The sequence below is a fragment of the Enterobacter sp. BIDMC 26 genome (genome assembly GCF_000534435.1).
GTDB lineage: Bacteria > Pseudomonadota > Gammaproteobacteria > Enterobacterales > Enterobacteriaceae > Enterobacter > Enterobacter ludwigii.
The window spans coordinates 3,891,641-3,904,847 of record NZ_KI973182.1 but is presented as its reverse complement, the minus strand read 5'-3'; the positions used below and the strand labels follow the sequence as shown (position 1 = coordinate 3,904,847).

At 55.6% G+C, this 13,207-nt stretch carries 13 protein-coding genes; 2 read left to right on the top strand and 11 right to left on the bottom strand.

The window, feature by feature from the left end; genetic code table 11:
- Positions 1-21 precede the first annotated feature (21 nt).
- From glpX to L462_RS05105, 3 genes are all read right to left on the bottom strand, one after another.
- Entirely contained in the window at positions 22-1,032 is a 1,011-nt protein-coding gene (glpX, locus tag L462_RS05095) for a class II fructose-bisphosphatase (RefSeq protein WP_032679241.1), read from the bottom strand.
- Positions 1,033-1,141: 109 nt separating this feature from the next.
- Positions 1,142-2,650 carry a glycerol kinase GlpK gene (glpK, locus tag L462_RS05100; protein WP_014172201.1) on the bottom strand — a complete coding sequence of 503 codons (1,509 nt, stop codon included), beginning with the start codon at positions 2,648-2,650 and terminating at the stop codon, positions 1,142-1,144.
- Between the two features lie 21 nt (positions 2,651-2,671).
- Positions 2,672-3,517 (bottom strand): MIP/aquaporin family protein, encoded by an 846-nt coding sequence (locus tag L462_RS05105; protein ID WP_014885705.1) that lies wholly within the window; start codon positions 3,515-3,517, stop codon positions 2,672-2,674.
- A 398-nt stretch (positions 3,518-3,915) separates the two neighbouring features.
- Between L462_RS05105 and zapB the strand changes: the two genes are divergently transcribed.
- Complete coding sequence (zapB, locus tag L462_RS05110; RefSeq protein WP_008501806.1) at positions 3,916-4,155, top strand: septal ring assembly protein ZapB; 240 nt, start codon at positions 3,916-3,918, stop codon at positions 4,153-4,155.
- Positions 4,156-4,214: 59 nt separating this feature from the next.
- Here the strand turns inward: zapB and rraA are convergent, their stop codons facing one another.
- The 7 genes from rraA to priA all read right to left on the bottom strand — a co-directional run bounded on the left by rraA (position 4,215) and on the right by priA (position 12,183).
- The gene (rraA, locus tag L462_RS05115; RefSeq protein WP_014172197.1) at positions 4,215-4,700 is read right to left on the bottom strand and encodes a ribonuclease E activity regulator RraA; all 486 of its coding nucleotides are present in this window, start codon (positions 4,698-4,700) and stop codon (positions 4,215-4,217) included.
- A gap of 92 nt (positions 4,701-4,792) precedes the next feature.
- Entirely contained in the window at positions 4,793-5,713 is a 921-nt protein-coding gene (gene menA / locus L462_RS05120; protein ID WP_014172196.1) for a 1,4-dihydroxy-2-naphthoate polyprenyltransferase, read from the bottom strand.
- A 68-nt stretch (positions 5,714-5,781) separates the two neighbouring features.
- The gene (gene hslU, locus L462_RS05125) at positions 5,782-7,113 is read right to left on the bottom strand and encodes an HslU--HslV peptidase ATPase subunit (protein WP_014172195.1); all 1,332 of its coding nucleotides are present in this window, start codon (positions 7,111-7,113) and stop codon (positions 5,782-5,784) included.
- Positions 7,114-7,122: 9 nt separating this feature from the next.
- On the bottom strand, positions 7,123-7,653 hold the full coding sequence (gene hslV, locus L462_RS05130; RefSeq protein ID WP_014172194.1) for an ATP-dependent protease subunit HslV: 531 nt from the start codon (positions 7,651-7,653) through the stop codon (positions 7,123-7,125).
- A 94-nt stretch (positions 7,654-7,747) separates the two neighbouring features.
- Positions 7,748-8,749: a cell division protein FtsN gene (gene ftsN, locus L462_RS05135; RefSeq protein ID WP_014172193.1), complete on the bottom strand. Its 1,002-nt coding sequence runs from the start codon at positions 8,747-8,749 to the stop codon at positions 7,748-7,750.
- A gap of 93 nt (positions 8,750-8,842) precedes the next feature.
- Positions 8,843-9,868, bottom strand: a complete 1,026-nt coding sequence (gene cytR / locus L462_RS05140; protein ID WP_020883949.1) for a DNA-binding transcriptional regulator CytR — start codon at positions 9,866-9,868, stop codon at positions 8,843-8,845.
- 119 nt (positions 9,869-9,987) lie between these two features.
- Positions 9,988-12,183 (bottom strand): primosomal protein N', encoded by a 2,196-nt coding sequence (gene priA, locus L462_RS05145; RefSeq protein WP_032679240.1) that lies wholly within the window; start codon positions 12,181-12,183, stop codon positions 9,988-9,990.
- 200 nt (positions 12,184-12,383) lie between these two features.
- Between priA and rpmE the strand changes: the two genes are divergently transcribed.
- Entirely contained in the window at positions 12,384-12,596 is a 213-nt protein-coding gene (gene rpmE, locus L462_RS05150; RefSeq protein WP_003862040.1) for a 50S ribosomal protein L31, read from the top strand.
- A gap of 48 nt (positions 12,597-12,644) precedes the next feature.
- Here rpmE and metJ read toward each other — a convergent pair whose 3' ends face one another.
- A complete protein-coding gene (metJ, locus tag L462_RS05155; RefSeq protein WP_007369220.1) occupies positions 12,645-12,962 on the bottom strand; it encodes a met regulon transcriptional regulator MetJ in 318 nt (105 codons plus the stop codon).
- Positions 12,963-13,207 lie beyond the last annotated feature (245 nt).

The following is a 13,207-nucleotide window of genomic DNA, read 5'->3' as shown; positions in this document are numbered from 1 at the left end:
AGCTCTATCGATCAAACGGTTTTACAGAATGTGCGCCTGCACGTCAGGGTCTTTACGATCCAGATAGTGAACAGACCGAATGCGGCGAATGGTGCGCGATTTACCGCGGATCAGCAGGGTTTCGGTGGTGGCCATATTGCCCTTACGGGTGATGCCATCCAGCAGGTCACCTTTGGTGATGCCGGTTGCGGAGAAGACAACGTTGTCGCTGCGCGCCATGTCATCCAGCGCAAGCACCTTGTTGGCTTCAATACCCATCGCTTCGCAGCGTTTCAGCTCTTCTTCGCCAATACGGCGATTCTCTTCGCTGTCGCCTTTGACTTCATGACGGGGCAACAGACGGGCCTGCATGTCGCCATCCAGAGCGCGGATCACCGCGGCGGAGACCACACCTTCCGGCGCGCCGCCGATGCCGTAAAGGACATCCACTTCGCTGTCTGGCATGCAGGTCAGGATAGACGCTGCTACGTCGCCATCCGGGATGGCAAAGACGCGAACGCCGAGCTGTTGCAACTGGGCAATGGTGGCATCGTGGCGCGGTTTCGCCAGAATGGTCACGGTGAGCGCGCTAAGCGGTTTTTCCAGCGCCCTGGCAACGTTACGCAGATTCTCTTCCAGCGACAGGCTCAGGTCGATAGCCCCTTTGGCGCCGGGGCCGACAATCAGCTTTTCCATGTACATATCCGGTGCGTTGAGGAAACAGCCTTTGTCCCCTACCGCCAGCACGGCCAGCGCGTTGGCCTGGCCCATTGCCGTCATGCGGGTACCCTCAATCGGGTCAACCGCGATATCCACGGCATCACCTTTGCCGGTGCCCACTTTCTCACCGATATAGAGCATTGGCGCTTCGTCGATCTCGCCTTCGCCAATGACGATGGTGCCATCGATATTGACCTGGTTAAGCACAATGCGCATGGCATGGACAGCCGCACCGTCTGCGGTATTTTTGTCGCCACGGCCGAGCCATTTATAGCCCGCCAGTGCGGCAGCTTCGGTGACGCGGGAAAATTCGATAGCCAGTTCACGTTTCATGAGGTACTCGTGCAATCAAAAGGAATTGCACGAAGTTTATCACAGAGTGGGAGTGGGTGCGGTCGGTCCCCTCTCCCCGGCGGGGAGAGGGGAAGGGTGAGGGGAGAAATTACTGCTCGTGCTCTTCCCACGCCAGGGCGCGTTTCACCGCTTTCTTCCAGCCGCTGTAGCGATAGTTACGCTCAGTGGTTTCGATGCCAGGGCGGAATTCGCGTTCGATAACCGCTTTTTCCTGCAGTTCATCCAGATTCTGCCAGAAGCCGACAGCCAGACCTGCAAGGTACGCCGCACCCAGCGCGGTGACTTCACGTACTTCCGGGCGCTCTACGCGGGTGCCCAGAATGTCGGACTGGAACTGCATCAGGAAGTTGTTGGCAACGGCGCCGCCGTCCACGCGCAGGGCGTGCAGACGAATGCCGGAGTCAGCCTGCATCGCTTCCAGTACGTCGCGCGTCTGATAAGCGATGGATTCCAGCGTAGCGCGGATAATGTGGTTCGAGTTTACCCCACGGGTCAGACCGAAAATCGCGCCGCGTGCATACGGGTCCCAGTAGGGGGCGCCCAGACCGGTAAAGGCCGGAACCACATACACGCCGTTGGTGTCCTTCACTTTGGTTGCGAAATACTCGGAGTCAAACGCATCGCTGATGAGTTTCATCTCGTCACGCAGCCACTGAATAGACGCACCTGCCATGAACACCGCACCTTCCAGCGCATAGTTCACTTCACCGCGTGGGCCGCAGGCGATGGTGGTCAGCAAACCGTTTTCTGATTTCACCGCTTTCTCACCGGTGTTCATCAGCATAAAGCAGCCGGTACCGTAGGTGTTTTTCGCCATCCCTTCCTTAACGCACAGCTGGCCAAACAGCGCCGCCTGCTGGTCACCGGCAATACCGGCGATTGGAATACGCGTGCCGCCTTTGCCGCCGATATTGGTCTGACCGTAAACTTCAGAAGATTTGCGGACTTCTGGCAACATCGCGCGCGGGATATCCAGCGCGTCCAGCATCTTGTCATCCCACTCCAGGGTATTGATGTTGAACAGCATGGTGCGCGAGGCGTTGGTGTAATCAGTGACGTGGACACGCCCCTGGGTCATCTTCCAGATAAGCCAGGTGTCGACGGTACCGAACAGCAGCTCACCGCGTTTTGCACGTTCACGTGAACCCTCAACGTGGTCGAGGATCCATTTCACTTTGGTACCGGAGAAATACGGGTCAACGACCAGACCGGTTGCGCTACGTACATAGTCTTCCATACCGTCGCGCTTCAGCTGTTCGCAGATTTCTGATGTACGGCGGCACTGCCAGACGATGGCATTGTAAATGGGCTTACCGGTTTCGCGCTCCCAGACGATAGTGGTTTCACGCTGGTTGGTAATACCGATAGCGGCAATCTCGTCGGAACTGATATCGGCTTTCGCCAGCACTTCTACCAGCGTGGAGCTTTGTGAAGCCCAGATCTCCATAGGATCGTGTTCAACCCAGCCTGGACGAGGATAGATTTGCTCAAATTCGCGCTGTGACACGCTGACGATATTCGCGTCATGATCCATTACGACAGCGCGGGAGCTGGTAGTGCCCTGGTCGAGCGCAACGATATATTTTTTTTCGGTCATGGTATGTGTCCCGTAGTCAGATTACAGCGAAGCTTTTTGTTGTGCGGTAGAAGTCGTTTCCTTCTCCTCTTCCACACAGGTGTCGCACGGTAAATGGCGACCAATTAATTTGCGGTAGCTAAATGCACCCAGCGCAGCCCCGACAACCGGTGCAAACAGCGGTACCAGGAAGTAAGGGATATCTTTACCGCCGGTGAAGGCCACGTCGCCCCATCCTGCGATAAAGGCAAAAGCTTTAGGTCCGATATCACGCGCCGGGTTCATCGCAAACCCGGTCAGCGGGCCCATGGATGCACCGATCACCGCAATCAGCAAGCCAATCAGCAGCGGTGCCAGCGGGCCGCGCGGAATGCCGTTTCCGTCGTCGGTCAGCGCCAGGATAACGCCCATCAGAATAGCGGTAATCACCATTTCAACTGCGAACGCCTGCACAAAATTGATATGCGGGTTGGGATAGGTTGAGAAAATACCTGCCAGATCCAGACTTTCGACACTGCCACGCACCATATGATGTGTCTGTTCGAAGTCGATGAAAAGATTGTAATAAAGCCCGTAAACTAACGCCGCTGCGCAAAACGCGCCGGCAAACTGAGAAAGGATGAAGGGAACAACTTTGCGTCCGTCGAAGCACGCGAACAGCCACAGCGCGATGGTCACCGCCGGGTTAAGATGTGCGCCGGAAACCCCTGCGGTCAGGTAGATGGCCATCGCCACGCCCAGACCCCAGATAATACTGATTTCCCACTGACCGAAACTGGCACCCGCCACTTTCAGTGCAGCAACACAGCCCACTCCGAAGAATATCAACAACCCGGTACCAAGGAACTCGGCAATGCACTGGCCTTTTAAGGTTGATGTCTGACTCATAATCGGAATCCTGAAGAAATTGATGTTTATTGTTAGCATGACCGCCCGTGACAGCCACGATGCCCTGTAGACATAGTGTTAATTTATCGTTAACGAGCAAAAACGAGAAATATCGAAATCAAAATGTGTGGTCTGCGTCAATAAAATGAGCGTTTTCGCGCCATAAAGCGCATTTTTACACCAATAGCAAAATGTGAGCTGAATCATTTCATTAACGAATGAGTTAACAATTTAGGGGTATATGCCGCGAACGCACCAGGACGAGGCCGAAAAGTGTTGCAAACCACGATCTGCGCGGTCTGCCGCTGGACAGGGGCGACGGGGCTTCATACAATCGGCATATCTGTTGTGCGCGTTTACGTTAAAGCGTCGCCTTGCAATTCAGGAGAGGTAGGATCATGTCTTTAGAAGTGTTTGAGAAACTGGAATCGAAAGTACAGCAGGCGATTGACACCATCACGCTGCTGCAGATGGAAATTGAAGAGCTGAAAGAGAAGAACAACAGCCTGGCGCAGGAAGTTCAGAACGCCCAGCACAGCCGTGAAGAACTGGAGCGCGAAAACAACCAGCTGCGTGAACAGCAGAATGGCTGGCAGGATCGTCTGCAGGCGCTGCTGGGGCGTATGGAAGAAGTGTAATTTCTTTCGGGAAATGCAGAACAGGCCGGGTAAGGCGTCGCCGCCACCCGGCTTTTTTATTACTCGATATCCAGCGGATCTTCGGAAAGGATAATCCCGGTGTTATCGGCATAGAGATGGTCACCGGAGAAGAAGGTCACGCCGCCGAAATTGACGCGCACGTCGCTTTCGCCGATACCTTCACCTGCAGCACCCACCGGAATGGCCGCGATAGCCTGAATGCCAATGTCCAGGTCTTCGAGATCGTCCACCTGGCGCACTGAGCCATACACCACAATGCCTTCCCACTCGTTCTGTACGGCAAGACGGGCGAGCTCAGCATCAATGAGGGCACGACGTACGGAGCCCCCGCCATCAACCAGCAGAACGCGGCCACGGCCGTTCTGTTCGAGCAGATCATAGAGCAACCCGTTATCCTCGAAACATTTCACCGTGACGATTTGTCCGCCAAACGACGACCGCCCACCAAAGTTGGAGAACAGCGGTTCAACGACGTTGACATCTTCCTGGTAGATGTCACAAAGCTCGGAGGTATCGTATTTCATAGGTTTAACGCTCAGTTGCTGCGAATGTGTTCAGTATATCGTGCTAAATGCGTTGTTGGCAAAATCATCAATTGTTAATTGATATTTGTCAGTTAACCCAGCGTCTGACTTAAGACAATCCCGATGACGAACAACAGGTTAGTCAGCAGTGCCCCTTTTACCGTACGTTCCAGCATTGGCGGCATGGCCGCAGGGCTGAGTTCACGCATGACGAATCGCGCCTGCTTAATCAGCAGCGGTGCGGCGAGTACAAACAGCCAGCCCCATATGCTGTGCAGCGAGATAACGTTAAACAGCGCCAGGCACAGCAGAGCGCCCAGCAGCAGACACGCATGATAACGGCGTGCATTAACGGGCCCCAGACGCACGGCCAGCGTGTTTTTGCCGTTCTCACGGTCGCTGTCGATATCGCGCAGGTTGTTGATGTTAAGCACCGCCGTCGCCAGCATGCCGCAGGCGGTTGCCGGCAGGAACAGGGCCGGGATCAGGGTATGTGCCTGTAAGTACCCGCTCCCCATCACGCTCAGCCAGCCGAAGAACACCAGCACGGAGATGTCACCCAGCCCAATATACCCGTAAGGGCGGGTACCGACGGTATAGGTAATGGCGGCAATAATGGCGAGCAGACCCAGTACCAGGAACCCAATGAAATCGCTGGGGGTTTTAGACGCGACCGTTACCAGCGCCAGGCCGGAAAGACAAATCAGCGCCACGGTGATGATCAGCGCGCGTTTCATCTGTGCCTGGGTAATGACCCCTTTCTGCATACCGCGCAGTGGCCCGATACGGTCGGGTTTGTCGCTGCCTTTAACCGCATCGCCATAGTCGTTGGCGAGATTGGAGAGAATTTGCAGCAGACCGGCGGTAATCAGTGCCAGCCCGGCAACCAGCGGATCGAAATAGCCTTGCCACCAGGCAAGCGCCGTACCGACGATAATGGCGGCAAAGGCCAGAGGAAGAGTTTTAGGGCGCAGACTTTCGAGCCACGCCTGAGTACGGCTGATGTCAGTCATAGTAATTTAGCCAATAAAAATGGGGGCTTTAGCCCCCATTAAACGTGATGAGAATGCAGTAACCGCGATTATAGGATAAAACGGCTCAGATCTTCATCTGCCACTAACGCATCCAGGTGTTTACCCACATATTCTGCGTCAATGGTAATGCTTTGACCGTTCAGGTCGCTCGCATCATAAGAGATATCTTCCATCAGGCGCTCCAGCACGGTGTGCAGACGACGGGCACCGATGTTCTCGGTGGTTTCGTTGACCTGCCAGGCGGCCTGGGCGATGCGTTTGATACCGTCTTCAGTGAACTCGATGTTCACACCTTCGGTTGCCATCAGCGCTTTGTACTGTACGGTCACAGAGGCATTTGGCTCGGTCAGGATGCGTTCGAAATCTTCAGTGGTCAGCGCCTGCAGCTCCACGCGAATCGGCAGACGACCCTGCAGTTCCGGGATCAGGTCAGACGGTTTCGCCACCTGGAATGCGCCAGAGGCGATAAACAGGATGTGGTCCGTTTTGACCATACCGTGTTTGGTGGAGACGGTGCAGCCTTCAACCAGCGGCAGCAGGTCGCGCTGAACGCCTTCACGGGAGACATCCGGGCCTGAGGATTCGCCACGCTTACAGATTTTGTCGATTTCGTCGATAAACACGATACCGTGCTGCTCAACCGCGTCGATAGCATCCTGCTTCAGCTCTTCCGGGTTCACCAGTTTCGCCGCTTCTTCTTCGATCAGCAGCTTCATGGCGTCTTTGATTTTCAGCTTACGCGCTTTCTGCTTCTGGCCGCCCAGGTTCTGGAACATGGACTGCAGCTGGCTGGTCATCTCTTCCATGCCAGGCGGTGCCATGATTTCCACACCCATAGGGGCAGCAGCAAGATCGATCTCAATCTCTTTGTCGTCCAGCTCGCCTTCACGCAGTTTTTTGCGGAACGCCTGACGTGCCGCTGACGGCTCAGCCTGCTGTTCAGCCTGGCCCCAGTTGTTCTTCGCCGGTGGGATCAGGACGTCAAGAATGCGCTCTTCCGCCATCTCTTCGGCGCGGTAGCGGTTTTTCTCAATCGCCTGGACGCGCACCATTTTGATCGCCGAGTCGGTCAGATCGCGAATGATGGAGTCCACTTCTTTACCCACATAGCCCACTTCGGTGAACTTGGTGGCTTCGACTTTGATGAACGGGGCGTTAGCCAGTTTCGCCAGACGACGGGCGATTTCGGTTTTACCGACACCGGTCGGGCCGATCATCAGAATGTTTTTTGGCGTCACTTCATGGCGCAGCTCTTCTTCGAGCTGCATGCGGCGCCAGCGGTTACGCAGGGCAATAGCCACGGAACGCTTGGCGTTGTCCTGGCCGATAATATGTTTGTCCAGTTCGCTGACAATTTCGCGTGGGGTCATTTCAGACATGGGAGATCCTTACGCTTTAGACGGTAATTCTTCGATGGTGTGGTTGTGGTTGGTATAGATGCAGATATCACCTGCAATATCCAACGCCTTCACCGCGATATCGCGCGCGTTCATGTCGGTATTTTCCAACAGCGCACGGGCTGCAGCCTGGGCGTACGGGCCACCAGAGCCAATAGCAATCAGGTCGTTTTCAGGCTGAATGACGTCACCGTTACCGGTGATGATAAGCGAAGCGGTTTCATCGGCCACCGCCAGCAGCGCTTCAAGTTTGCGCAGCATGCGATCGGTACGCCAGTCTTTCGCCAGCTCAACGGCGGCTTTCACCAGGTGACCCTGGTGCATTTCCAGTTTGCGTTCAAATAGTTCGAACAGCGTGAAGGCGTCAGCCGTACCGCCTGCAAAACCGGCGATCACTTTGTCGTTGTATAAACGACGAACTTTTTTCACGTTGCCTTTCATTACGGTATTACCCAGCGTGGCCTGGCCATCACCGGCGATTACCACGTGGCCGTTACGGCGTACACTTACTATTGTTGTCACGAGCAGACCCCCTGGTTACAGAATCGGGAAACAGAAGCCCTGAGCCTGTGCTCAGGGCTGAATAGAATGATAGATGGGGGGGAATTTGGGGGTTTCAACCCCCGGTAGCGAGTCGAATGCAGTTTGTGTGTCCCGCCACTTTCAAACGGGAAATGGTTCCGTCGGCATTTTCTTTGCCTTTGACCGGGCCAATCACCACGCGATTCCAGCCGTTATTGGTGGTAATGCGTGAATCAAACCCTTCGAAAGCCAGCTGTGCGCGCACCGTTTCCGCCTGCTCAGCACCTTTGAATGAACCACATTGCACCATCCAGCGGCGTTCGTCTTTTTTCTCAGCAGTCTGCTTCGGCGCATCGGTCTCTTTGGTTACCGGTGCGGCCTGCTGCGTTTTCGGCTGCTGAGCAGTGGTATGCGCCGGCGTCTGCAGCAGATCCTGATACGGCTGAGCCGCCTGTTTCTGCGGCTGGGCCTTCGGCGGTTGCTGCACTGGCTGGGACTGCGCCGTTCGCGTTTGCTGCTGATACGGCTGTTCCGTCACCCGCGGCTGCGTTTTAGGCTGCTGCACTGGCTGGGTTTGCGCCCACTGCTGTTGTTGCTGCTGTTGCTGCTGGAGCTGCTGCTGCGCCTGACGACGCTGCAGCGTTTGCTGACGCTGTTCCGGCGTCTGCTCGTTCCACGGCACTTCATTCAGCTGCGTAGGCTGCTGGCGCATATCGGCCTGCATTTGTGCCAGCAACTGACGCTGTTCATCCGTCAACTGGCTGGCATTTTGCACTTCACCACCCGCTGAAGGTTCGGTCGGTGCACGTACGCCAGGCTGACGGCTTTCCAGCTCTTTGATATAGCGCCAGCGCTCTTCAGGCTTCGGCGGAAGGCCGTTTCCGGCAACCTTGCTGGCCTGAAGCGCCTCGGACTCTTCTTTTTTATGGTGCGTGATAAAGTACAGACCACCAATAAAGGCCACGACTACAGCCGCAGCAATAGCGACCATCGCTGGCGAGACAGCAGGCAGGTTACGTTGCTTTTTCCTTGAGCTACTCTTTTTGCGTCGCGAAGGTGCCGGCTGGCCGCGACGTACATAATCTCGTTGTGCCACTATCGTTTCGCTGTATTTATTCGTTCGTCAGCCCGCCATGTTACTTAAGCGGCGGGGCTTTGACCAGATAAGGGTGTCTGAAAGACATTTACTTTAAGTCAATGCCTGGGTAGAACCGCGCACAATCAATTCACAGTCCAGCAACCGCGAGCCGCTGTTAACTGTTTGACCATGCAGCTGATCCAGCAGAAGAAGCATCGCTTCACGCCCAATATCATAGCGCGGCTGCGCCACGGTCGAGAGTGGAGGATCGCAAAATTCTGACAGCGAAATATTATCGAATCCGATGATCGACAAATCTTTCGGTATGCGCAGGCCGCGGCGCTTCGCATACGATAATGCCCCCAGTGCCATCACATCGCTGTGACAGAACACCGCGGTCGGCGGCTCGGGCAGATCCAGCAGCTTCTCCAGCGCCTGTCCACCGGCTTCAAAGGTGAAATCCCCGCGAGCAATGTAGTGCGGATCGACGGTGACGCCGGTACGGCGCAGCGCCTGAACGTAGCCCTGCAGGCGGTAGTGGCACAATGGCATCTCTTCCGGCCCGGCAATGCAGCCAATACGCTTGTGCCCCAGCTCCTGAAGATAGTTGACGGCGTTGAACGCGGCGGTCAGGTTATCAATATGTACCGTCGGCAGCTCCAGCTCGGGTGCAAACTCGTTGGCCATCACCATCGGCGGTAAATTGCGCTGCTCTTCAATGCTGGCATCAAACGGCAGGCGAGACCCAAGCAGCAACATGCCGTCGATCTGCTTGGTGATAATGAGGTCGATAAAGGTTTTTTCCTGCTGGTTCTGGTGAGCACAGTCGCCAATCAGCACCAGATAACCTTGTTCTGCCGCCGTCACTTCGATACCGCGAATAATCTCGCTGAAGAAGGGATCGCAGATGTCCGGCACAATCACCAGGATGGTGCGCGACTCATTGCGTTTAACGTTTCGTCCCATCGCCTGCGGGAAATAGCCCACTTCCAGCGCAGCCTGCTCTACCCGGTTACGGGTCGCCTGGGAGACTTTATCCGGGTTCATTAATGCGCGGGACACGGTTGCCGTAGAGACTTGTGCTTTCTGGGCAACGTCTTTCATGGTCGCCGTGGCAACCTCTTTCCTGGACTTCAACGTCTTCTCCTCGCCTGAACACCGAACTTCTGACGCCACCATTTTTACAGATAGTTAATGGAATCGGTTACAGAATTTTCATAAAAAGTGTGAGGAGCGTTAAATTTTTCGATCCGTCTTCAGCCTTCGATAGGATCAACGTCCAGTACCCACTTCACTTTGCGCGCTTCCGGTAGGGTATTGATCAGCACCAGCGCGCCGCTGACGATATGTTGCAGGCGGATGCGCGAAGGGTGCTGGAGCAAAATCTGCCAGCGGAAACGTCCACCACGCTTTGGTGCCAGCGCCGGCACCGGCCCCAGTATCCACAGCGGGTTATCCACCAGCGGACTGGCCTGCAGGAGGTTTCTCAGCTGCTGCAGGAAAAGCGGTGCCTGCTGGTTGTTGTGATCTTCTGCGCGAATGATGACGTGGCTGGTCCACGGCGGAAGCTGCATCGTCTGGCGTTCTGCCAGCGCCTGCTCCGCAAACGCGTCATAGCCTTTATGCAGCAGGGTTTGCAGTAACGGATGTTCAGGATGGTGGGTCTGTAAAACCACCTCACCCTGTTTGCCTGCGCGACCGGCACGTCCGGCAACCTGGGTATAAAGCTGGGCAAAACGTTCTGCTGAGCGAAAATCGGCCGAAAACAGCGCGCCGTCTACGTCCAGCAGGGCGACCAGCGTTACGTCCGGGAAGTGGTGCCCTTTGGCCAGCATCTGCGTGCCAATCAGAATGCGTGCGCCACCGCGATGCACTTCCGCCAGCTGCTGTTCCAGCGCCCCTTTGCGGCTGGTAGTGTCACGGTCGATGCGGGAAAGAGGAACGTCAGGGAAGAAAGGCTTAAGGGCCTCTTCTAGTTGCTCCGTCCCCAGGCCGACCGGCACGATATGCGTTGAGCCACATGACGGACACTGGCGTGGTACCGGCCGCTGGCTGTCGCAGTGGTGGCAGCGTAAATGGCGCTGGGCCTGATGGAACGTGTAGTAGTGGTCGCAGCGCGGGCATTCGGCAATCCAGCCGCAGTCGTGACACAACAGCGCCGGGGCAAACCCGCGGCGGTTAAGGAATAAAATGACCTGATTACCGGCCTGCAAATGCTGGCGCATCCGGGTGATAAGCGCAGGCGCTAACCCCGCCTGCACCTGCTGGCCTTTTAGATCCAGCACATGCTGAATAGCAGGGCGCGCGTTCCCTGCGCGCCGCGTAAGGCGCAGCATGTGGTATTTACGCTGGCGAACGTTATGCAGCGTTTCGAGGGCGGGCGTCGCGGAGCCAAGAATAATCGGGATTTGCTCGCTATGGGCGCGATAAACGGCCAGATCGCGGGCGTGATAGCGCCAGCCTTCCTGTTGCTTATAGGAGCTGTCATGCTCTTCATCGATGACGATAACGCCGAGGTTTTTAAACGGCGTAAACAGCGAGGAACGGGTGCCAATCACAATCGCCGCTTCGCCGTTTTTGGCTTTCAGCCAGGCGCTGAGGCGCTCGCTGTCGTTCAGGCCCGAATGTAACACTTCAACCGGCGCATTAAACCGCTCGCGAAAACGGGCGATGGTTTGTGGCGTAAGGCCGATTTCCGGAACCATCACCAGCGCCTGTTTACCCTGCGCAAGCACGTTTTCCAGTACGCTGAGATACACTTCTGTTTTGCCGGAGCCGGTGACCCCTGCCAGTAGCCAGGCGGAGAAATGATCGGAGGCGCTGTGAATGGCTCCTACGGCGGTGGCCTGCTCGGTGTTGAGTCGCAGACGATCCCCTGAAACGGAGAAACTGTCCCGCCAGTCATAAAGGGCGGGCGCCTCGCTTGCCAGTTCGCTCAGCCCTTTTTTGCGCAGGGCCTGTAGCGCCGTTTCGCTCACCTCAAGCTCGTCAACCTGATGCCGCCAGATTTTCCCCTGACGCAGGGCCGCCAGCGCCTGCTGCTGTTTCTGCGAGCGTTTCAGGCTATTGATATCGACTGCCTGACCCTCTTCAGTGGCAAACCAGTACCAGAGGGGAGCGTGGCTGGCACTTTTACCCTGACGAAGCATAACAGGCAGGGCGTGGAACAGGACATCGCCGATAGGGTGATGGTAGTAATCTGCCGCCCACAGCAGGAGTCGCCAGGTGCTGGTGGAGAAAACGGGCTCGCTGTCCAGTACCTCTGCGACGGCTTTCAGCTCATTGAGCGGCAATTCGCTCTTATCGCTCACCGACACCACAATCCCAATACGCTGCTGTTTGCCAAATGGCACGGTCACGCGACAGCCCGCTTTGGCGCTCATGCTGTCAGGCAGCAGATAGTCAAAGGTGCGGGGAAGCGGAACGGGCAGGGCAACGTGAGCGACGGGCATCGAATCTTCCTGACTTGAAAAGTGGCGCGTTAGTATACACATTAGTGAAAGCGGCGTGCGGATCAGTTTGCATACGTTGGTCAAATTCTGTATGATTCGCCGCCTTTGGTGTACTTTACGCCAAAGAACTTACATTCAACATCGCGTGGTGTCTGGCGTTAGGGCTGGAAGAGCGACGCGGCCTTAACTGAGGTTCTCCCATGAAAAAAGATATTCACCCGAAATACGAAATGATTACTGCAAACTGTTCTTGCGGTAACTCTATCCAGATCCGCTCTACCGTGGGTCACGATCTGAACCTGGACGTGTGCGGCAAATGCCACCCGTTCTACACTGGTAAGCAGCGTGATGTTGCAACCGGTGGCCGTGTTGACCGCTTCAACAAGCGTTTCAGCATCCCGGGCGCTAAGTAAGTTTCCCGAAAAAAAGGCACCGCAAGGTGCCTTTTTTGTATCCGCTTCTCAGTATTCCCACGTATCCGGGTCGATACCCAGTTCACGCATGATCACCTTCGCCTCTTCCGGAATTTCATCACTACGCTCTTTGCGCAGATCTTCATCGTTTGGCAACGGTTGACCGGTAAACGCATGCAGAAACGCTTCGCACAGCAGTTCGCTGTTGGTCGCGTGGCGCAGGTTGTTCACCTGACGACGCGTACGTTCATCGGTGAGGATCTTCAACACCTTCAGAGGAATGGAAACCGTAATTTTCTTTACTTGCTCACTCTTCTTACCGTGCTCAGCGTATGGGCTGATATATTCGCCGCTCCATTCAGCCATGAGATACCTTTAATCCTCTCAGTCATTAATCTAAAGGTGCAAAACCCGTCATCGCCAGTTTTGACCGTAATCCAGCGTAGTTTACCGTAGAGACGATACCGTGGCACGGATATTGCCGCTGCAGCGTGCACTAAAGCATATAATTTTAACGGCTATTTGCGCATTGCTCAATCTATACGCAAAGAAGTTTAGATGTCCAGATGTATTGACGTCCATACTTTCAGTGTTTACTCTGGTGCCTGACT